Annotated in this window: 14 protein-coding genes; 1 reads left to right on the forward strand and 13 read right to left on the reverse strand. The window is 64.4% G+C overall.

What is annotated here, in order from left to right; translation table 11 throughout:
• Positions 1–53: 53 nt before the first annotated feature.
• From LGQ10_RS04270 to LGQ10_RS04310, 9 genes are all read right to left on the reverse strand, one after another.
• Positions 54–3,053 carry an autotransporter serine protease gene (locus LGQ10_RS04270; protein ID WP_226524814.1) on the reverse strand — a complete coding sequence of 1,000 codons (3,000 nt, stop codon included), beginning with the start codon at positions 3,051–3,053 and terminating at the stop codon, positions 54–56.
• Between the two features lie 139 nt (positions 3,054–3,192).
• Positions 3,193–4,878 carry a polyurethanase gene (locus LGQ10_RS04275; RefSeq protein ID WP_058433997.1) on the reverse strand — a complete coding sequence of 562 codons (1,686 nt, stop codon included), beginning with the start codon at positions 4,876–4,878 and terminating at the stop codon, positions 3,193–3,195.
• A 47-nt stretch (positions 4,879–4,925) separates the two neighbouring features.
• The gene (locus LGQ10_RS04280; protein WP_058433996.1) at positions 4,926–6,287 is read right to left on the reverse strand and encodes a TolC family outer membrane protein; all 1,362 of its coding nucleotides are present in this window, start codon (positions 6,285–6,287) and stop codon (positions 4,926–4,928) included.
• Positions 6,288–6,289: 2 nt separating this feature from the next.
• Positions 6,290–7,606, reverse strand: a complete 1,317-nt coding sequence (locus LGQ10_RS04285) for an HlyD family type I secretion periplasmic adaptor subunit (protein WP_413247584.1) — start codon at positions 7,604–7,606, stop codon at positions 6,290–6,292.
• A gap of 14 nt (positions 7,607–7,620) precedes the next feature.
• On the reverse strand, positions 7,621–9,408 hold the full coding sequence (locus LGQ10_RS04290; protein ID WP_226524815.1) for a type I secretion system permease/ATPase: 1,788 nt from the start codon (positions 9,406–9,408) through the stop codon (positions 7,621–7,623).
• Positions 9,409–9,617: 209 nt separating this feature from the next.
• The gene (locus tag LGQ10_RS04295; RefSeq protein WP_058433993.1) at positions 9,618–10,004 is read right to left on the reverse strand and encodes an AprI/Inh family metalloprotease inhibitor; all 387 of its coding nucleotides are present in this window, start codon (positions 10,002–10,004) and stop codon (positions 9,618–9,620) included.
• 93 nt (positions 10,005–10,097) lie between these two features.
• Positions 10,098–11,546 (reverse strand): serralysin family metalloprotease, encoded by a 1,449-nt coding sequence (locus LGQ10_RS04300; protein WP_226524816.1) that lies wholly within the window; start codon positions 11,544–11,546, stop codon positions 10,098–10,100.
• A gap of 300 nt (positions 11,547–11,846) precedes the next feature.
• Positions 11,847–12,947: a P1 family peptidase gene (locus tag LGQ10_RS04305; RefSeq protein WP_226524817.1), complete on the reverse strand. Its 1,101-nt coding sequence runs from the start codon at positions 12,945–12,947 to the stop codon at positions 11,847–11,849.
• 9 nt (positions 12,948–12,956) lie between these two features.
• Complete coding sequence (locus LGQ10_RS04310) at positions 12,957–14,321, reverse strand: APC family permease (protein ID WP_058435915.1); 1,365 nt, start codon at positions 14,319–14,321, stop codon at positions 12,957–12,959.
• A 206-nt stretch (positions 14,322–14,527) separates the two neighbouring features.
• Here LGQ10_RS04310 and LGQ10_RS04315 point away from each other — a divergent pair, with 206 nt between their 5' ends.
• Entirely contained in the window at positions 14,528–15,331 is an 804-nt protein-coding gene (locus tag LGQ10_RS04315; protein WP_226524818.1) for a helix-turn-helix transcriptional regulator, read from the forward strand.
• A 279-nt stretch (positions 15,332–15,610) separates the two neighbouring features.
• On the opposite strand, the gene feaR is transcribed toward LGQ10_RS04315, so the two are convergent.
• The 4 genes from feaR to LGQ10_RS04335 all read right to left on the reverse strand — a co-directional run bounded on the left by feaR (position 15,611) and on the right by LGQ10_RS04335 (position 20,394).
• A complete protein-coding gene (gene feaR, locus LGQ10_RS04320) occupies positions 15,611–16,546 on the reverse strand; it encodes a transcriptional regulator FeaR (protein ID WP_226524819.1) in 936 nt (311 codons plus the stop codon).
• Between the two features lie 139 nt (positions 16,547–16,685).
• Complete coding sequence (locus tag LGQ10_RS04325) at positions 16,686–17,279, reverse strand: DUF3156 family protein (protein WP_226524820.1); 594 nt, start codon at positions 17,277–17,279, stop codon at positions 16,686–16,688.
• Positions 17,245–18,765: an APC family permease gene (locus tag LGQ10_RS04330; RefSeq protein ID WP_226524821.1), complete on the reverse strand. Its 1,521-nt coding sequence runs from the start codon at positions 18,763–18,765 to the stop codon at positions 17,245–17,247. Before LGQ10_RS04330 ends, LGQ10_RS04325 begins: the two co-directional genes overlap by 35 nt.
• A gap of 141 nt (positions 18,766–18,906) precedes the next feature.
• Positions 18,907–20,394 (reverse strand): aldehyde dehydrogenase family protein, encoded by a 1,488-nt coding sequence (locus LGQ10_RS04335; RefSeq protein ID WP_226524822.1) that lies wholly within the window; start codon positions 20,392–20,394, stop codon positions 18,907–18,909.
• Position 20,395: the final 1 nt, after the last annotated feature.

Genomic DNA, 20,395 nt, shown 5'->3' on the forward strand with positions numbered 1-20,395 from the left:
CGTATTGCAACGCCTGGCCGGCCGGCCCATGGGCCCGCCAGCGCCATGGCGCGTCAGAAACGCCACTGCAGGTTGAGTCCCGCGCCATGCTGTTGCTCACGACTGGCGAGGCGCCCCTGGTAGTCCAGGCTCAGGTCCAGGTCGCGGGTCAGTCCCACCCGGGCCTGGAGGCCGACCAGCGCGGCATCGCGCAAGGCCGGCGCCGTCTCCACCTGAAACGGCTGGTCGCTGCCGGCAAACGCCAGGTGCTCGCGATCCTGGGTCCCGCTCAAGCGGTGCTGCCAGCCCAGGCTCGCGGCCAACGCCAGGTTCTGCTGCGCCGCCAGTTGCCATTGCTGGCGCCCACGCACGCCCAGGGTGCTGAGCCAGGCATCGCGCTGCTCGTCGCCGGCCTGCAGCGCGGCGGCGTCGCCCTTCTCATGGAAGGCGTCACGGTCCAGGTGCTGGTAGGTCAGGTTGGCGAAGGGCTCCAGCTGCACGGCTGGCAGCGCCAGACGGTAGGCCGCTTCTGCGAACAGTTGCTGGCTGCGAGCATCGACTCGTCCGCGCTGGCGCCCGGACACCTCGCCGTAGGCCAGGTCACGCCGAACCTCGGCACGGTGCCAGCTGTAGTTGCCGCCCAGGCTCAGGCGCAGCGCGTCCAGGTCGTGGCGGGCATAGGCACCCAGGTGATAGCTGTCGACCGTCGCCCGCGAGTGACTGCCGCCCATGCCCAGGGAACTGTCGCTGTAACCTGCCGCCAGCCCTGCCCGGGTCTGTTCATCGAGGTCGCGGTCCAGGCCCAGCAGCATGCCCCCCAGGGAACTGGTATAGGACTCGGTGCCCTGCACACCCTCGATCCGCCCCCAACTGCCCAGGGCCTTGAGCCAGAGCTGGGTCGAACCGGGCTCGCCCGAGGTGGGGCCAGCGACGTTGGTCTGCAATGCCCCACCTTGCGCACGCTCGCCCAGGGCATCACGCACTACCGCGCCCTGGCTGAGCAGCATCGAATCCAGCGCCGGGTAGATCTCCCCCGCCAGTTGCCGCAGGCCATCCCGGGCCTGGTCCGCCGAGGTCGAGAGCAACAGGCTTTCATACACAGGGTTACCCGGCCCCAGCCGCTCCACGGCGCCACCGCTGGCACGCTGGTTGGCCGTGGCACCGACACTGTCGAAGGTCGCGGCGCTGCGGGTCACATCCAGTTGCACGCCATTGGCCGAATAATCGAGCACGGTTCCCAGGAACAGGTAGCCAGGCTGGACCTGGGCGAAGCGCCCATTGATCCCGCCTGCCGCCTGCAAGATGTCGAACTGGCGTCCCACCAGGCTCGCCACCGGGCCACCCACCAGCAGGCCGGGCCGGCTCTCGGGCACCAGGCTGAGATTGGCGCCACCAATGCTGGCCTGGCCACCGGCAACGATCCGGTCACTGGCCGTGGGCGACAGTTCCACCACGTAGCTCGAGCCCGGCTGCAAATCCAGGTTGCCGGCAACATTCAAGGTACCGATGGAGTTGCCTGGGGCCACCACACCACCGGCATTGGCGGTCAAGGCTCCGATCCGCCCATTGCCGCCCAGGGTGCCGCCTGCGTTGACCGTCACCGCCGATTGCAGGTTACCGTTGACCGCCAGCAGGCCACCGTCGACCCGGGTCGGGCCGCGATAGCTGCTGTCGCCTGCAAGCACCAGCCAGCCGCCCCCGGACTTGACCAGACTGCCCTGGTAGACCCGCTGCGCGGCGGCCGCATCCCGGGCCATGCCCAGGGCGTAGTCACTGCGGTCCTGCTGGCTGGCCCCAGGTGCCAGGCCCTGCTCCCAGCCGCGGTCCTTGAGGGTCTGCTGCCAGGCCTGGTGCTCCGTGGCGTCCTCGGCCTGGCGCTGGACCAGGGCCTGGTCGGACATGCCATTGCTCCAGACATCGCCCTGTCCGCTGCCCAGGTTGACGTCGAACTCGCCCAGCAACTGCCCCGGCCCATGCAGCGCTCGGCCCAGGTCCGGCACGCCCCAACCCACCAGATCGCTGGGAGCCTGGGTTGGCGAGCCGTCGAGCTGGCGCGAGGTGGTCAGCAGCACTTGCAGGGCCTGCTGGTTGTTCAGGTAGGGATAACGCTCCATCACCAGGGCCAGGGCACCGGTGGCATGGGGGGCCGCCATCGACGTGCCGTTGTAGGTGGCATAACCGCCGCCGGGCACGGTGCTGGTGATCGCCGCACCCGGGGTCGCCAGGCACCAGTACTTGGCGATGCCGCAGTGGTTGTATTTCTGCTGGTTGTTCTTGTCCAGGCCCGAGACCGCCAGCCAGTGGCCTTCCAGTTCCGGCCGGAAGTACGGCAGCGCCGAACGCACGCTGGCATTGGCATAACCGCTGTTGCCGGCGCTGAACACGTTGATCACCCCGCGGCGCGCCACGTCGCTGGCGGCATCGAGCCAGGTGTCCTGCTGGAAGTGCTGGGCGTAGGCGGCGCGCAAGTCGCCGAGGGTCTGATAGCTGACATCGTTGGGCTGGCTGCCCCAGCTATTGTTGATGGCCCGTGCCCCGGCATCCACCAGGGCATCGTAGACCGCCTTGAAATACCGCGGATCGGGGTCGGTGCCGAACAGGAACTTGTCGTTCTTGTTGGTGTTGCCCACATACACCTGGGCATTGAAGACCACGCCATGCATGCCAACGCCGTCACGGGCCGCGCCCATGGTGCCGGTGACATGGGTGCCGTGGCTGTCGTTGGCGCCATTGAGCACCCCGGACACACTGAACGGGCTGCCATCCAGGTACTGGCCGCTGGCGGTGACCGCGTGAAAACGGCCGGGGCTGGCCTCGGGGTGGGTGGCATCGAAACCGGAGTCCAGGGCGCCGATGCTGACCCCGGCGCCGGTAATCCCGGCAGCATAGGCCTGGCTCGCCTGCATGCGCTCCAGGCCCCAGTCCTGCAGGTATTCGGCTGAGCGCCAACTGGCCGGGTCGCCCTGGCGGCCACCTTCCTGATAGGCCGCCGCAGCCGACAGCGGCAACCCTGTAGCGAACGCCAGGCACAGGGTGCCCGTCAGCGTCTTGAGCTGATCACATCTCACATCCATGTCGATGACTTCTCTTGTTTTTGTTGTTGGATCGCCCATTCCGGGTCGATCGGTGTGTCGCTAGGTGTTGCTTGGCCGCCTGCTTGCGGCCCATCCCGCCGAGAGCGGTCGCCCGCCCTCGACCTGCTTGCCCCGGGCCTCAGGCGAAAATGATGCCCGAGCCGTCCAGCCCCTCCATCCCGACGCCCACCAGGGTCACCGAGTAGTCACCCACCTTGAGCAAGGTGTCGTTGCCGCTCTGGGACAGGTGCTGGCTGTAGTCGTACTGGGCGTCGACCCCTGGTACGCCCATGAACACCAGCTTGTCGCTGGCCTGGTAGCCGTGGATCAGGTCAAGGCCGAAATGGCCGCTGAACAGGAAGGTGTTGATGCCTCCTCCGCCGGAGTGCATGACGTCGTTGCCGCTGCCGCCGACGAATGTCACGTTGGCCTTGTCGCTGCTCAGCAAGTCGTCGCCACCCTGGCCGAACAGCCAGTCGCCATCGACGCTGGCCACCAACGAGTTGCCATAGGCATCGCCGTTGAGGGAGTGGTTGTAGGCCGTCCACTGCTGGCCGTCGAACAGGCCATCGGCTGTGACATCGTAAGTCACGTCCTTGCCGAACCATTGCCAGAAGCTGCCCTTCTCATGACTGACCAGTGCCCCGATGTCCCGCGTCATGCTGATGCCACCATAGGCATCGCGAACATACAGGGAGCCATCGCCATCGTTGGCGATGGAAAAGTTCTGCAAGGGCTGGCGCAGCTCCAGCACGTTGTGGCCCTGGCCGCCATGGATGATGTTGTAGCCGCCGTCATCGCGGAACCGATCGTCACCGGCACCGCCGTCCAGGTAGTCGTTGCCCTTGCCGCCGTGCAACAGATCGTTGCCTTCGGAGCCGATGATGAAGGTGCTGCCGGTATGCTGCTCGGCATGGAGGTTGAGGTCCTTGACCCAGACCTGATCGCGCTTGCCCTCGGACAAGTTGGAGATCACCACCGTGGAATCGCGGCTGGTCAGGTCGTAGAAATCCGAGGCGATCAGGCGATTCAGGCCTGCGGCATAGTCCACTGCGCTGTGGGCCGACCAGGACGAAGGATTGAGGATGCTCTGGGGCAACAGCTTGCCCAGCAGCGAGGAGTAATGATCGGTGAAGCTGACGATATTGTTGGTCGCCGACTCCTGGGGCCGATCATGGGTGCCCAGGGACGAACCGTTGAAATGCGTGCCATCGAGCACCCGGAACACCGGGTCGTTTTCGTAACCGATGTTCAGCACCTGCTGGCTGTCGGCGCTCTGGGTCGGCGAGGCGAACGCCACGTAGCTGGCGTCCTGGAAAAAACCGCCCCAGTGCTCGCCGCTCATCGCCGCCAGGCTATTGACCCCCAGGCCGCCCAGGCTGTGCCCGGTCACCAGCACATCCTTGCCGTCCAGGCCCTGGGCGGCGGCGAAGGCGGCGACCTTGCCCAGCAGGTTGTCGAAGGCCAGGCGGCTGTAGTTGTCGGCAAAGCCCGGGGAGAACGCCGCCTGCAGATCGTTCACCGCGTCGGCCAGGCTGTCGGTGCCACGAAAGCTGATACCGATGGACAGCAACTGCCCGCTGGCGTCGTACTTGCCAAGGATCTCCACCTGGGCATCGCCGACCGAAGCCTGCTCGCCGGAAATGGTGCCGTGGGCATCGACGTTGCCCTGGTAGTCCAGCTGAGCCGCGCTGATCGTGCGCCAGGCGGTTCCCGGCAAGGGCTCGCCGGTGGGGTTCGAGGCATACAGGGCCAAGGTGATGGCGTCGCTGTATTGGGTTTTACCGGCACTGCCAAGGGCGTTTTTGTAATCGAAGATGCTCATCTGCTTTCTCCTTTTTTATCCCCATGCCCAAGTCCTTCGCAAAGGACCTAGGGCACCGTGCGCTGGCCAAAAGCCTCATCGACCCTGGCCAGGTCAGTCTCGCGCAACGTTCCTGCGTAATAGTGCAGCTTGGTCCAGGCCATCAGGTAGTCGTAACGGGCCTGGGCCAGGTCGCGCCGGGTGGTGTAGAGCTGCTGCTCGGCGTTCAGCGCATCCAGGTTGACCCGCTCGCCCCCCAGGATGCTCTGCTTGGTGGAGACCACCAGGGCTTCGGCCGATACCAGGGCCTTGTGGTAGGCCCGCAACTTGTTCACCCCCGATAGACAGGCACTGAATTGCCGACGGAGTTCAATCAGGGTTTCCCGGGTCCTGCCGTCCAGCTCGTATTCGGCCTGTTCCATGTTGCGGCTGGCCTGGCGCGTCGAGGCCGACACCCCGCCACCGGCATACAACGGCATGCTGATCTCGATGCCGATGGTGTTGGTGTCGTAGCGCTGGTTGTAGGTGTTGCCGCTCTCCGATTCGTTCTGCCGCGAGGTGGCGTAGGCGCTGACCCGGGGCAAGTGCCCGGCGCGGTTGCGCTCGACTTCGTAGCGGGCCACCTCCACCCGCTGGCGCTGGGACGCCAGCATCGGGTTGTTGCTCAGGGCCATTTCGTGCCAGCTGTCGTAGTTGGCCGGGCTCAGGGAGAACGATTGGAAGTCTTCAAGCAATGGGTCCAGGTCACGCACGTCGATGGCCGGTTCACCGATCAGCGCCGCCAGCTCCCGCAAGGCGGCGTCCTGTTCGTCCCGGGCCTCGATCTCTTCGGCGGTGGCCAGCTCGTAGCGCGATTCGGCTTCGAGGATGTCGGTACGGGTGCCCTCGCCCTGCTCGAACATGTGGCGGTTTTGCTGGAACTGCTGGTCGAAGGCCTTTTTCTTGGCCAGGGCGATGTCTATCTGGTCCTGGGCGAACAGCGCCTTGGTGTAGTAGTCCAGGACCCGTACCAGCAGTTCCTGGCTCTTGCTGCGAAAGTTCTCGTCGGCGAACAGTGCCTGGGCCACGCCCTTGCGGTAGTTGGCATAGGCCTCGTAGTCCAGCAAGGGTTGCTGCAGGGTCAAGGACGAGCCGTAGCTGTCGTAGTTGCGCTTGTCGGTCTGGCTGCCTCCCCGTGGCGAGGGATAGGTCGCCTTGGAGTTGTTGTGGCCCTTGTTGTAGCTGTAGCTCAGCTTGGGCAGCAGGCCGGCCCGGCCGATGATGCGATTCTCAAGACCCGCGTCGCGCTCCTTGATGGCACCAAGGAACACCGGGTCGTTGCGCAGTGCCCGTTCATAGACCTGGAACGGGCTCATGGCCTGCGCCCCTTGGCATACCAGCACGGACAGAGTGGCTGCGAGGATGGAAAGCTTACTCATGCGACGCGACATCCTTATTCTTCGGTCAGGGCGGAGCCAGCCCGGTCGATCAGGGGCTTGAACAGGTAGTTGAGCAGCGAGCGCTCACCGGTGCGCACGAACATTTCCGCCGGCATCCCGGGCTTGATCACCAGGCCATCGAGTTTTTCCATGGCCTGGTCGCTGACGCTGCTGCGCAGCACGTAGTACGGCATGCCGGTACGCTCGTCGATCATCTGGTCGGCGGACACCAGGCTGACCTCGCCGGGAACCCGGGGCGTGCGACTCTGGTTGAAGGCGGTGAACAGAATATCCACCGGCAAGTGCGTGCCGACCTTGTCCACCAGGTTCACCGGCAGCCGCCCTTCCACTTCCAGGTGGGTGCCCTGGGGCACGATCTCCAGCAGGGTGTCGCCCTGGCGCACCACCGCGCCTTCGGTATGCACCCCCAGGTTGACCGCCACGCCATCGGCGGTGGCGATGATCTCGCTGTGCTGCAGGTCGAAACCGGCGGACGTCAGTTGCTGTTCCAGGGTCTGGGTCTTGAGCTGGGCCTCGGCCAACTGGCTGCGCACTTCCTTCTGGTATTCCTCACCGTGCTGCTGCAGCTTGAGCCGCGATTCGAGGATGCCCTGCTCCACCCGGCCGCTTTCCCCGGTGTTCTGCGCCAGCTCCTGCTGGACCTGGGACAGCTGGCGCTGGTACTCGAGGAGGCGGTTGCGCGGGATGTAGCCGTTGTCGGCCAGGGGCTGCAAGTTGCCCAGTTGCTGACGCAGGGAATCGGCCTGGCTGCCCAGGTCACTGCGGGCACGGCGCATGCCGGCCAGTTGCGCAGTGGCCCCTTCGATACTGGCGCGGATCCCCGCTTGCTCGCGCATGAACGCCTCGCGGCGGCTGCTGAACAGTTGGCGCTGGCCTTCGAGCACCAGGGCCAGGCGCGGATCGTCGCTACCGGTCAACTGCGCCGGGAAATCCACCTGCTTGAGGTTGTCGCGTTCGCTGCGCCAGCGCGCCAGGCTGGCCATGGCCATGCGGTACTGGGCCTGCAGCGATTGCACATCCGCCGCGACCTGGGTCTGGTCCAGGCGGAACAGCGGCTGGCCCTGCTTCACACTCTCGCCTTCACGCACCAGGATCCGGCTGACCACTCCGCTACTCATCGATTGCACGGCCTTGCGCTTGCCGGAGACCACCACCGTGCCTTGTACCGGGATCCCCTGGTCCAGGGGGGCCAGGGCGGCCCAGAGGAAAAAGCTGCCGGCGCCGGCCAGCGCCAGGAACCAGCCCATGCGGGCGAAGAAACCGGCATCGCGTTCGACCCGCTCGGGCGCGTAGTCCTGTTCGATCATCATGCTGCTGTCCTTGCTCATGCGCCTTGATTGCGCGTTGGGGCCTGATACTGGCGGCTCATGCTCAAGCCACCGGGAGCGGCTGCGGCGGGTCGTTCGCGAGGCGCTTCCTGGGCCTGGGCCTGTTGCGCGCCGGACAGGGCCTTGAGGACCTCCTGGCTGGGGCCGAAAGCCTGCAAGCGCCCTTCATTGAGCACCAGCAGCTTGTCGGCCAGGGCCAGGACCGAGGAGCGGTGAGTCACTAGCACCACACTGGTGCCCCGGGCCTTGATCTGGGCTATCGCCGCCGCCAGGGCGCTCTCGCCCACGGTATCGAGGTTGGAGTTGGGTTCGTCGAGCACCACCAGGCTCGGATTGCCATACAGCGCCCGGGCCAGGGCCACTCGCTGCTTCTGGCCACCGGACAGGCCGCTGCCATCGTCTCCCAGCACCGTGTCGTAGCCCTGGGGCAGGCGCAGGATCAGATCGTGCACCCCGGCCAGCTGCGCGGCCTGGACCACCTGTTCCGGGTCGGCCTGGCGAAAGCGCGCAATGTTCTCGGCGACGCTACCGGTGAACAGCTCGATGTCCTGTGGCAGATAACCGATGTAAGGCCCCAGTTCATCGCGGTTCCACCGATGGATATCCGCCCCGTCCAGGCGCACTGTGCCGGCCAGGGTCGGCCAGACACCCACCAGTACCCGGGCCAGGGTCGACTTGCCGGAACCGGAGGCACCGAGCACCCCCAGCACTTCGCCGGCGTTGATGCTGAAGTTCACCTGCTGCAAGGTCGCCATGCGCCGCCCGGGCGGGCCGGCGCTGACTTGCTCGAAGCTCACATCACCCTTGGGCGCAGGCAGCGACATGGCGCTGTCACTGGGCGGGAACTCGCGTAGCAGCGCATCCAGCCGGCCATAGGCCAGCTTGGCCGCGCTCCACTGTTTCCAGACCGCGATCAACTGGTCGATGGGGCTCAGCACCCGCCCCATCAGGATGGAGCCGGCGATCATCATCCCCGCGGTCATGTCGCCCTTGATCACCAGCCAGGCGCCCAGGCCCAGTACCAGGGACTGCAGGCACAGGCGCAGGGTCTTGCTCAGGGAACTGATCACCGCGCCAGTGTCGCTGGCCTCGTTCTGCCGGCCAAGAAAACGCGAGTGCACGCTGAACCAGCGCTTGCGCAGTGCGCCGAGCATGCCCATGGCCTGGATGGTCTCGGCGTTGTGCAGGTGGCTGGAGGCCAATTGCGTGGACTGCTGCGAATAACCGCTGGCCTCGGTCAGGGGTTTTCTGGTCATCGCCTCGTTCAGGCACGCCAGGGCAATCAGCAACAGCGCGCCCACCGTAGCCATGACCCCGAGCCAGACATCGAAGGCAAAGATCACCAGCAGATAGATGGGAAACCAGGGGGCATCGAAGAACGCGAACAGCGCAGGGCCGGTGAGGAACTGGCGAATCTGGGTCAAGTCGCCCAGGGATTGCCCGGCATGCCCCTTGCCCCGGGCCAGGTTGCGCTCGAACGCAGCCTGGTAGACCCGCAGGTTGAAACGCCGCTCCAGTTGGCTGCCGATACGGATGACGATGAAACTGCGCAGCACTTCCAGCAGGCCGATGAAAACGAAGAAGCCCACCACCATCAGCGACAGCATCGCCAGGGTGGTTTCGTTCTGCGACGACAGCACCCGGTCATAGACCTGCAGCATGTAAATGGAAGGCACCAGCATCAGCAGGTTGATCAGACCGGTAAAACAGCCAACGCTGATCAGGATGCCCTTATATTCGCCCAGTGCCTTGAACAGTGGTGCAGGATGAGTGTTCTTCACCATTTTTAACCATTTCCCTGAGCTGTTAATCCGCGTTCGATTGCGAGGAAACAATGTAGTACATAACTAACAAGGTGTTCCTCTTAGTTCATAAAGCCTGCGGACACAGACAATTCGGACAGCTGTTCTCAACAGCAGCCCGAACATACTCCTGTCGGTCAAGCGAAAGACAATATAATGGCCGTCTAATATAGGACGAACATGATCAGTTGTTAGTTAGCAGCGCGCTGCAAGACAATCAGGTCGTCACTTTTCAGGCGCGCTTCATAGAGCCCTTCCTGCTGGCGACTGAAAAAGATCACCCTCGACCCTTCGCGCCCGGTAATGGAAATGCCATCGGGTTCCGGAAACCAGCCCACGGCGGTTTCACCGATCCATTTCGACAGGCATTCGGCGCCATCGCCCAGGGCTGCATTCTGCAGCAGGTCCAGGGTGCAGCCAGCGTCGGGCTGGGCCGCCTGCTGCAACTGCCAGTGTCCAACCAGTTCCGAGGGGTCTGCCAATCGCAGGCTGCTTGCCATGGTCATTGCTCCGTAAAACATCATCAGCATCGCCAGCAGCCGGGTGGCCGCCTTGCAACACAAGGTGTGTGGGGTCATAGGGTACTCCGTCAGCGCAGTAGAGTCGCTCAGCTCCAGGGCCGATACAAGAACGGGAGGCAGCGCATCTGCGCCGCCTTCCGCCTACTTCACTCAGGCAATGATGTCGCTGACTGCTGCCTGGCCGACGGTGGTGACCAGGAAGTCCGCCACGCCGTGCCCGGAGAAGTCCACCGACAAGGTGCTGACACCACCGGAGGTGCTGAGGATGGCATCACCCGCCGCGCCGGTGAAGGCGTTGACGAAGTGCACACCCGCGCCCTTGGTGATGCCGGTCAGATCGATCTTGTCCAGGCCGCTGACAAAATCCATGATCTGGTCGGCCGCACCCGGCTTGGAGTCGGTGCTGGCACCGAACACGAAGGTGTCCGCGCCGGAACCGCCCCACAGCTTATCGGCACCGCCACCGCCGTAGAGGATGTCGTTGCCGGCACCGCCCTTGAGCACGTTGGCGACGTTGTTACCGATCAGCAGGTCGTTGCCCGAACCACCGATGGCGTTCTCCACGGTCACGCCCTTGGCAATGGAAACGTTGCCTACCAGGCCACCAACGTCGGAGAACGAGGTCTCATTGAGGTTGATCTTCTGGTTCTGGGTGAACCCGGAGAAGTCCAGGGTGTCGTTGCCGCCACCGTCCCACACCGAGAACACAACCTTGTCGGCCGCCGAGGACGCGCTGTAGAAATCGCGCCCGGTGTTGGAGTTGAAGCCGTAGGTGGTGTCATCCGCGCGGGTGCTGTAGTTGGCACCGTAGAGCTTCTGGATGGCTGCAATATCGTCGATCAGCGGACCGGAAGCATAAGCTTCGACCCCGGCCTTGCTGAAGTTCTGACTGGTATTGTTTTCACTCCAGTAGCTCATGACGCTGTAGCCGCGGGTGTCCTGCCCGTAGGTGGCGTCCTTGTAGGTCGGGTTGCCACTCCCCGCGTTGTAGTCGCCAGGATGGCCCAGCCCCAGGGTATGGCCGATCTCGTGGGTCAGGGTCTGACGGCCGTAGTTGTTGAGGTCCGGGGTCTTGTTTGGGGTGTAGCTGCTGTTGATCAGGTACCACGAAGTACCGTCATAACCCGCCCCGCTACCCGGCAGGTAGGCAAATGCCGCTGCGCCAGCCTGGCCGCCGCTGTAGTTGCCGAAGGTCATGTGGCCATCACCACCGGAAGCCTTCTCGGTGAAGACCACGTTGGCCACGTCGGCCCAGGATTGCATGGCCAGCGCGGCCTGGGCTTTCTGCTGGGCACTGAACTGGCTGAACCCGGAGATGCCATGCTTGTTCATGGTGCTCTGGGAAGCCGAGGTCAGGAAGGTATAGGTCAGATCGATCTTGCCGTTACCGTTCAGGTCCTTGTAGGAAGCACCGTCACGCAGGATCTGCGTAGCCGCCTGATCGACCGAGAACGAAGGTTTGCCATTGACCGTGAGATTGCCGCCACGATCGTACTGGTGGCTGAAGCTATTGATCTGGTTATACGCCGAACTTGCAGCGGCCAGAGGCACCAGTTGCTGTTCGGCATCATCAATAGCATTCAATTTTACTTTCGACATAAACACACTTCCTTGTAATCAATGGAACAGTTTTTGTCCGATAGCGACAATCCCTGGCGAGATCGTCCTATCACTCGCCTTAAGTAGGCGCAAGGAAACTGACACAATTCGAAATCTGGCGTCCACTACTTTTTTGACGTCAAATTCCACTGTTCCGGGAAACTCCAGCAAACAGTGACCGCCCAGTCAAAAGATTCCATTTCCAGCTGATTAATGGCGGTCATTGTCGGACAATCTACAATTTAATAATTAAATAATCGTATATACGATTATGCCAACTGCATCGCACTTTCCGATCTATCAACTTTTGCTCCATCCAGATGTTTCCAGAGCCCGGATCAATGTTTGCGGGGTCAGCGCTGCCACTTCGATGCCTTCGGCGCTGGTCATCGGCTCGCCAGCGAGCAACGCATTGATGATGGCTTCCTCCACCGCTTCGGCGGCGGCGCTGAACAAAGGCGAAATGTGATCGTTGTTGAGCATCGCCAATGGCGAAGTGAGGCCCAGGTCCTTGCGGGCATAATCCGCGGCAGGCAGGTCCCGGTTTCCTGTGGCAAAGGCCAGGAAGATATCGCCGCTGGAGTCCTCGGTGCCTCCGCCGGTACGGGCGATGCCAATCGACGCTCGCTGGGCCAGGCGCTGGCACTGATGGGGCAACAGCGGCGCATCGGTCGCCAGGATCACCACGATCGAACCCATGCCCGGCGTGCCACGCTCGGCAAAGGGCGAGCTGATTCCCCCCAGGTGGCGACCCACCGGGTAACCGTCGACCCGCAGTTCCTCGCGCTTGCCATGGTTGGCCTGGACCAGCGCCCCGACCGTGTAACCGCCCTGCTCCGCCGGCAGGCGCCGGGACGCGGTGCCGATGCCCCCCTTGAACTCGTGGCAGATCATGCCCGTACCGCCCCCGACCGCGCCTTCGAGCACCGGTCCGGATTCGGCCCTGGCGGTGGCCTCGCGCACCTGTTGCGACCCCACGTGCTGGCCCCAGATATCGTTCAGCAGGCCGTCGTAGGTCTCCATCACCACCGGCATGCACCAGTACACCGCAGGATCGGCCAGTTCCTCGCGCTCCAGGGCAATCAGGGTGTCGCGCACCACGCCCACGCTGTGGGTATTGGTGATGGCGATCGGAGTGGTCAAGGTCCCGGCTTCGCGGATCCACTCCAGCCCCGTGGCATCGCCGTTGCCGTTAAGTACATGGCAACCGGCGAAACACGGTTGCAGGCGGGCGTGCCCGGCCCGCGGCTGGACCAGCGTGACGCCGGTGCGCACCTGCTTGCCGCCGATCTCGGTCTTGAGCGTGCTGTGGCCGACCCGTACCCCGGGAACATCGGTGATCGCATTGAACGGGCCGGGTGTTCCCAGCCCCAGGCTGATGCCCGCTTGACGTGCTCGCATAACCACTCCTTACAATTTCTGAAACGCCGGGCTGTACCGGCCATTGGTGCCATAGAGAATCACCGACAGCGCCAGCAGGCCGACAATCACCATGATGTCGCGCAGGGACGCGTCGAGGAACAGATTGACCAGCAGGTAGCCGGCGCCGACCACCGCCAGCAGTGCCGGCAGCGGCCATAACGGCATGCGGTAGGGGTGCTCGCGATCGCGCAGCAGCACCCGGCTCATCAGCGCGCTGAGGGCGACGATCAGGTACACCAGCATGATCAGCAGCACGCTGAAGGATGTGAGGTCCGCCAGGTTCGAGCTGAAACTGAGCACCGCCGAAGGAATCGCCAGGAACAGCGTGGCCAGCCAGGGCGAATCCCAGCGCGGATGGATCCGCGTGAACAGGCGGTTGATGCCCGGCGTCCACAATGCATCGCGCCCACTGCTGAAGACCACCCGACCGATCTGGATGACGATGGCGACAATGGCGTTGAACACCGAGAGGAAGATACCGCCACTGACCACCCGGGCCAGGGTTTCGTTGCCATGGCTGGTGAGCAGGTAGCCGATGGGATCGGGGCTGGCGAGCATCTCGCTGAGCGATGGCGCCCCAATCAACAGTGCGGTCAGCGGCACCAGCTCGATGATCACCACCAGCGCCAGGGACCAGAGCACCGCCTTGTGCACCCCGCGGCCCTTGCACTTCATGTCTTCGGCCAGCAACACCGCCGGTCCGTAGCCGTTATAGGAAAACAGGCCGATGCCCACCGCCCCGATCACCAGGGCCCAGGGTGCCAGCTGCAGCACGCCGTGGTCGACCATCTGCGGTTGCAGCAGGATGCTCACCGGTTGCGTGGCGTTGCCAAAACCCAGCCAGACGATCACCAGCAACGCTGCCACCTCCAGCAACAGGCAGGTGCCGGTGATCCAGGCATTGAGCTTGATATTGAGGATGCCCAGCAAATAGCTGCAGGTGACGATCGCCAGGGCCACGGTCTGGGAATCGTACTGGGTGCCCAGGGCGTTGTTCAGGTAGGTGGCGGCCCCGGTGGCCAGCACGGGCGGGATGAACAGCAGCATCACCAGCACCGTGAGGAACGTGGCATACCCGGCCAGGCCACCGAACACTCGCTTGGCGTAGACGTACTCGCCACCGGCACTGTTGTGGGCCCGGCCCAGTTCGGCGTAGCAGAACGCGAACATCAGGGCCAGCAGGCCGGCCATTACGAACGCCAGGAAGACCCCGCTGCCGGCCTGGTGAATGGCAAAGGGGGCGATCACGAACACGGAGCTGGCCGGGGTCACGCCGGACACGGTGATCGCCACCACATCGAACACACTCAAGGTAGGTTTCAGCGCGCCGTCGGGCGCGGAGGGAGAGCTCATATCGTTATCCTCGTGTTTATTGTAGGTCTGAGGCAGGAACGAGATTCATCGGACGAATGCATTCTGGGACGCACTTGACCGTGTCTACTCTAGGCAGGGACGGGGTACGGACCAATTCCCCTATTGGAGTACTCCCCCTTGACGGCGGCCGGCAAATCGACGAAACCGTGCCGGGACACTTTCAGCGGATCCGTGGAGCGATACTTTTGAGTAACCTGTTCAGGGAAGTCGGCCTGCACGCCAGCCTGGGGCGCACCCTTACGCTGATCGGCCATCCGCGCCTGTGGAAGCAGCTGATCCTTTTGCTGCACCAGGCCACGCCGTTCGACAATGCGCTGGCGATCTTCTATCCCCTGGACGGCCCGCCCCGGGCACTGGAGGAATATGACGCCGAACCCAGCAGCAAGCCGGCGTCGATGCTCACCTACCTCAACGGCCTGTACCTGCTGGACCCCTTCTTCCAGGCATGTCGCGAGGGTTATCCCAGCGGCCTGTATCGTCTTGAAGAGGTTGCCCCGGACCACTTTCGCCAGAGCGAATACTTTCTCAGCTATTTCCACGACAACGTGCTGGAAGACGAAGTGCAGTTCATCCTGCAACTGCCCGAGGCCGGCACCCTGTCCCTGTCACTGGGCAGCCAGCGCCTGTTCAGCAGCGAGGAAATCGGCCAGCTCACCACCTTCGCAGCCTGGGTGCTGCCACTCATGCAGCAGCACTGGCAGCACAGCCAGGTACGCCCCCAGGGGCCGGCCGCCGAGGAAATGGCCAGCCAGATCCGCGATGCCCTCAGCCATTTCGGCAGCGGCGTGCTGTCGGAGCGAGAGCTGGAAATTGCCCGGCTGATCCTGCGCGGGTTTTCCTCCAAGGCGATGGCCGAGCGCCTGAAAATCTCCCCGGACACCGTCAAGGTCCACCGCCGGCACCTGTACGCCAAGCTGGACATCTCCAGCCAGCCGGAGCTGTTCTCGTTGTTCATCCAATCCCTGGGCCACGACCTGGAAAACCCCTGAGCTGTAGCCGCTGCTGAGCCTGCGAAGCTGCGACAAGGCCCGCAGGGCCTTCAACAATTGCGCCGCCCCAGCAAACCCCGCGGTCGCTGCGCGCCCGTGCGCAGCCTACGGCAGCGGCTACACGAAGCACGTGCCCTGTAGCCGCTGCTGAGCCTGCGAAGCTGCGACAAGGCCCGCAGGGCCTTCAACAATTGCACCGCCCCAGCAAACCCCGCGGTCGCTGCGCGCCCGTGCGCAGCCTGCGGCAGCGGCTACACGAAGCACGTGCCTGCAGGGCTGCTACATAAGTGAGCGAGCCCGGTAATCCCGTGGCGACTGTTCAAAATGCTTCTTGAAGGTGCGGCTGAAATGCGCCGAATCGGTAAAGCCCCATTTGAAGGCGATATCGGTGATCGATTCGTTGCGCAGGTGCGGGTTGCTCAAGTCCGCCGCGCTGCGCTTGAGCCGCGAACGCTGGATGAAACGACAGACGCTGTCGCCCTGCTCTTCGAACAATCGGTACAACTGGCGCACCGAGATATTCAACTGGCCCGCAAGGGACACCGGGGTCAGGCTCGGCTCATTGAGCGATTGCTGGATCAGGTGCCGGGCCTGGTCTCGCAGGCACTGGCCATGCAGCGCGTCGTCGTGGCCGGCAAGGCCATCGGCGGCCTGGCGCAGGGTCGGCCCCAGCAAGGCGATCAAGGCCTCCTGCAACGCCTGGCCCTCCTGCTGCGCTGCACAGCCGTGCAGGTCGCCGGCACAGATCTGCTCCACCAGCAGGCGCATCAGCCGACCACTGGCGCAGTTCTGCGAGAGCTTGCCGAACTTGCGCTGCTGGGCCGGCAGGTGGCGATAGACGTCTTCCCGGCAGAGGTGGAGCGACGCATGTTCGATCAAGCCATGGGGCACGATTTCACAGGCACCGGCCGAATCCAGCAGGGCCATGTCCCCGGGGCCCAGCTCCACGCTCTCGCCGCCCTGGCTCAAGCGCGCATGGCCGCTGCGCTGGACGATCAGGAAGCAGTGGCGATCATCGTCATGATCAGCCCTGGTGCCCTGCCGGGAGATCAGCCCGGCGTTGGTGCGGATCTGCGCCACCTCGAGCCCGGCGTAGTCCTGCAGCCCCACCTCGCCGATGAACAGCGCGGGGTTGTGCGCCGGACGGGCATCGAAGCGACCGCAGACGCCCTGCAGGGCACCCAGCCAGGAACTGAAACTATGGGAAGCAAGCACTGTGCACCTCCAGGAGCCGGTTCGGGCCGCCATTGTTTTTATGGCGTTATCATTAACATGTTATCTATTTGCCAGGCAAGGCGCCTGGCAGCAGGAATAACCTGTCACGACTCAAGCAGAGGTTGTGCCAATAAGCGGTTCAGTACGCTCCCAGCAAGCCTTGCAGCTGGCTGAAGGTGTCCAGCAGCGCCTCGCGTTGCACGGCATTCAAGCGGATGTAGCGACGCATGCCCGGCAAGCGATTGACCACCTCGCTGGCCCCAAAATGCTCCAGGCGTACCTGCCAGCCCTGGTCATCGCGGTGTAGCTCCAGGCGCTTGAAATCCAGGGGCAGCAGCTGCGCCAGCAACAGCGGGTCTTGGCACAGGCGCTGCATCAAGGGCGCCCAGTCGGCCTGCTCGCCCGCCTGCAACTTCGCGGCGACCCCCTGGCGACGGATTGCCCCGGTATGGCGCAAGCCGATGCTCGCCCGCCCCGGACCGGCAGCCGGTATTCGCAAGTGCCACTGGCACACCACGATATGCATCAGGAACTGGGCCTGGGGGCACTCCGTGACGTCGAACGCCAGATTGCGCCGGGGACAATGGAACGTCACCCCGGCGGCGCCCTGGCCGAGGCAGTCCAGCCCCGCAAGATCCCGGCGCAACTGGCTCAGGGTCAACCCCTGGCGGTAACCCGAGGGCGGGCGGTGCCACAGCTCAAAGAGGTTTTGTCGCCAGCTTGAAAGATTCATCGGCCACGCCCTCCCGAGGTTTCTGGACATCATCCGCAGCCAGGCCCAGGGCCTGTTCCAGCACTTCTTCCACCGGCACCGGACGAAACGGATTGACCTTCTGTACCGCCAATGTCCAGACCAGGGCATAGAGCGCGGTCAGGCCCAGCATGCTGCCAAACGGTACATAGATGTCCCGTGGGTTCATGCCCGGCGGGGTGATGTACCACATGCCCAGCAGGATGCCCGCCGAAGACAGGATCTGCGGCAAAGGGAACCAGGGCGACTTGTAGGGCCGTGGCAGGTCCGGCCGACGGATGCGCAGCATCACCACCGACAGGGTCACCAGCAAGTAGGCGGTGCTCCAGGCACAGACCGCCGCCAGCACCAGGTGCATGATGCTGTCGGTGCTGCCCCCCAGCCACCACGCGTGCAGGCAGGGAATCAGCACGGCCACGGCAATGCACAGCAACGGCGTCTTGAAACGCGGATGCAGGTAGGTGAACACCTTCGGCAAGGCACCATCCTGGGCCATGCCGTAGAGAATCCGCGGCAAGCCGGCCATCAGTGTGTTGATGGTGGCGGCGCCGGCGAACAGCAGGCCGATCCCCAGCCAGATACGACCGAACGGGCCCATGATCTGCTCGGCGAAGTGCGGGATGGCCATGGGCGTCTCCAGCAAGTGCACGCTGCCATCCTGGCTCAGGGCAACGTTGGCTACCTGGCGCTTCATCGCCGCACCATAGATGAACATGCACACCGCTACCCCCACCAACCCGAGCGCCATGGCCCGGGGAATGGTGCGCGAAGCCTTGCGCACGTCCGGAGTCAGGGGCGTGACGAACTCGCAACCGACGAACATGAACATCGCCATCCCCACCAGGGACAGGATGGTCGGCAGGTCGGTGCCGACAGTGGATGCACCGAACCAGCCATCGAGCTCCACCGCCGGGGCCTTGAGCACGCCCAGTACGCCGAAGATGATCAGGGTGCTCCACATGCCGAAGGTCAGGATCACCTCGGCGCGGCTGAAGGCCGTGATGCCAACGGCGTTGAGCAGGCCGAAGAACAGCACCAGCCCCACTCCCACCAGCCAGGCGCTGCCACTCTGCTCCAGCAGGGTATTGAGGGATTCGAAATTGACCAGGGCCATGACGCCACTGAGGATGGTTTCCGCCGTACCGGCGAACACATGCACGATCAGGTAGGCGGACAAGGTGCCGGTGATGGCGAAGAAGCGTCCCAGGCCGCAGGCCAGGTAGTCATAGACCGAGCCGTTGGTGGGTAGCAGGCAGGCCGCTTCGGCGAAGGTGGTGGACTGGGCCAGCATCATCAGCAGGGCGATCACCATCGCTGCGGCGAAGGCGCCACCGCCGATGCCGAAGCCGGTGGTGGCGGTGAGGATCACCGGGCTGGCCATGATCAGGCCCACGGCGCTGGCCAGGGCCGTGGGAAATCCGACCACACCCTGGTGCAGGTGCTGGTTGAGTCTGTCGTTGAGCGACATGGGGTAAACCTCGAAAGCATGGGTTGATGATTATTGTTCTAGGCATTTCAAGGGCACGCGTGGTGACGGGCGCACTGGCTGTCTGGCGCAGCCTGGAGTCGTCCCGCAGCAACTGGCCTGCGGGACGCGATCGGACGCCACTCAGTAGGCGATGCACACCGACTTGTTCTCGGTATAGGCCTCGATGGCCGCATGGCCCATCTCGCGACCGATACCGGACTGCTTGTAGCCACCAAAGGGCATCGACGGGTCGAGCATGTTGTGGGTATTGACCCAGACCGTACCGGCCTTGATCTGCGGGATCAGCTGCATGACCTGCCCCAGGTCGTTGGACCAGATGCTCGCCCCCAGCCCGTAGGCGTTGTCGTTGGCCAGCGCCACCACCTCCTCCAGCGTGTCGAAGGGGGTGGCGACCACCACCGGACCGAAGATTTCCTCGCGCACCAGCTGCTGGCCGGGCTCCACGTCGGCCACCACCGTGGGCCGCACGTAGAAGCCACGTTCGCCGAAGGCCACGCCGCCGCACAGCACCCGCGCGCCCTCCTCGACACCACGCTCGATCATCTGCAGCACCCGCCGCTGCTGCTTGGCCGAGATCAGCGGGTTGATCTGCGCCTGTTCATCCAGGCCCGGGCCGATGCTCAGGGAGCCGGCGATGGCCACCAGCCGGTCCAGCACTTGCTGATAGATGCCGCGCTGGATATACAGCCGCGAACCCGCAGTACAGACCTGCCCCTGATTGAAGAAGATCGCCGCACTGGCGCCGGCCGCCGCCGCGTCCGGATCGCAGTCATCGAGCACGATCACCGGGGATTTACCACCTAGCTCCAGGGAAAATCGAGTCATGTTGTCCACCGCAGCACGGCCGATCAGCTTGCCCACCTGGGTCGAGCCGGTGAACGCCAGCTTGTCGATGCCCGGATGGGCCGCCAGTGCCGCCCCGGCCCCGGCACCGCTGCCAGTGACCACGTTGACCACCCCGGGGGCGATGCCCGCCTCCAGGCACAACTGCCCCAGGCGCAATGCAGTGAGCGGGGTCTCATCCGCTGGCTTGAGCACCACGGTGCAACCGCAGGCCAGGGCCGGGACGATTTTCCAGATGGCCATCAGCAGCGGGAAGTTCCACGGCACGATCGCCCCCACCACGCCCACCGGCTCCGGCACCGTGTAGGCGCGGTACTGCGCGCCGGGCACGGCGGCGATCGATACATCCAGGCTCTTGCCTTCGATCTTGGTCGCCCAGCCGGCCATGTAGCGGGTGAACTCCGCCGCCGCGCCTACCTCCAGGGCCCGGGCCAGGTGGATCGACTGGCCGTTGTTGAGGGTTTCCAGCTGCGCCAGCTCCTCGCCATTGGCTTCCAGCAAATCCGCCAGTTTCAGCAGCAGGCGTTCGCGATCCGCCGGGCGCTGGGCCTTCCAGCTGCCCTCGAAGGCCTGGCGCGCCGCGCTGACCGCCAGGTCGATGTCGGCCTCGGCCGCCATGGCCACTTCCGTCAGCAGCTCTGCGGTGGCTGGGTTGTAGACCGGCATCCGCGCTCCGGAGAGCGCCGGCCGGCTCTGGCCGTCGATCAGCAGGCCGTGCTGGCTGTCTATGAATGCGGCGACACGTGGGTCGATGGCAACGCTCATC

This window comes from Pseudomonas sp. L5B5 (genome assembly GCF_020520285.1).
Lineage (GTDB): Bacteria > Pseudomonadota > Gammaproteobacteria > Pseudomonadales > Pseudomonadaceae > Aquipseudomonas.

Excerpts from the sequence above, each read along its gene's own strand:
- LGQ10_RS04270 (WP_226524814.1), bottom strand. The coding sequence starts at position 3,053 with ATGGATGTGAGATGTGATCAGCTCAAGACGCTGACGGGCACCCTGTGC.
- LGQ10_RS04275 (WP_058433997.1), bottom strand. The coding sequence starts at position 4,878 with ATGAGCATCTTCGATTACAAAAACGCCCTTGGCAGTGCCGGTAAAACC.
- LGQ10_RS04280 (WP_058433996.1), bottom strand. The coding sequence starts at position 6,287 with ATGTCGCGTCGCATGAGTAAGCTTTCCATCCTCGCAGCCACTCTGTCC.
- LGQ10_RS04285 (WP_413247584.1), bottom strand. The coding sequence starts at position 7,606 with ATGATGATCGAACAGGACTACGCGCCCGAGCGGGTCGAACGCGATGCC.
- LGQ10_RS04290 (WP_226524815.1), bottom strand. The coding sequence starts at position 9,408 with ATGGTGAAGAACACTCATCCTGCACCACTGTTCAAGGCACTGGGCGAA.
- LGQ10_RS04295 (WP_058433993.1), bottom strand. The coding sequence starts at position 10,004 with ATGACCCCACACACCTTGTGTTGCAAGGCGGCCACCCGGCTGCTGGCG.
- LGQ10_RS04300 (WP_226524816.1), bottom strand. The coding sequence starts at position 11,546 with ATGTCGAAAGTAAAATTGAATGCTATTGATGATGCCGAACAGCAACTG.
- LGQ10_RS04305 (WP_226524817.1), bottom strand. The coding sequence starts at position 12,947 with ATGCGAGCACGTCAAGCGGGCATCAGCCTGGGGCTGGGAACACCCGGC.
- LGQ10_RS04310 (WP_058435915.1), bottom strand. The coding sequence starts at position 14,321 with ATGAGCTCTCCCTCCGCGCCCGACGGCGCGCTGAAACCTACCTTGAGT.
- LGQ10_RS04325 (WP_226524820.1), bottom strand. The coding sequence starts at position 17,279 with ATGAATCTTTCAAGCTGGCGACAAAACCTCTTTGAGCTGTGGCACCGC.
- LGQ10_RS04330 (WP_226524821.1), bottom strand. The coding sequence starts at position 18,765 with ATGTCGCTCAACGACAGACTCAACCAGCACCTGCACCAGGGTGTGGTC.
- LGQ10_RS04335 (WP_226524822.1), bottom strand. The coding sequence starts at position 20,394 with ATGAGCGTTGCCATCGACCCACGTGTCGCCGCATTCATAGACAGCCAG.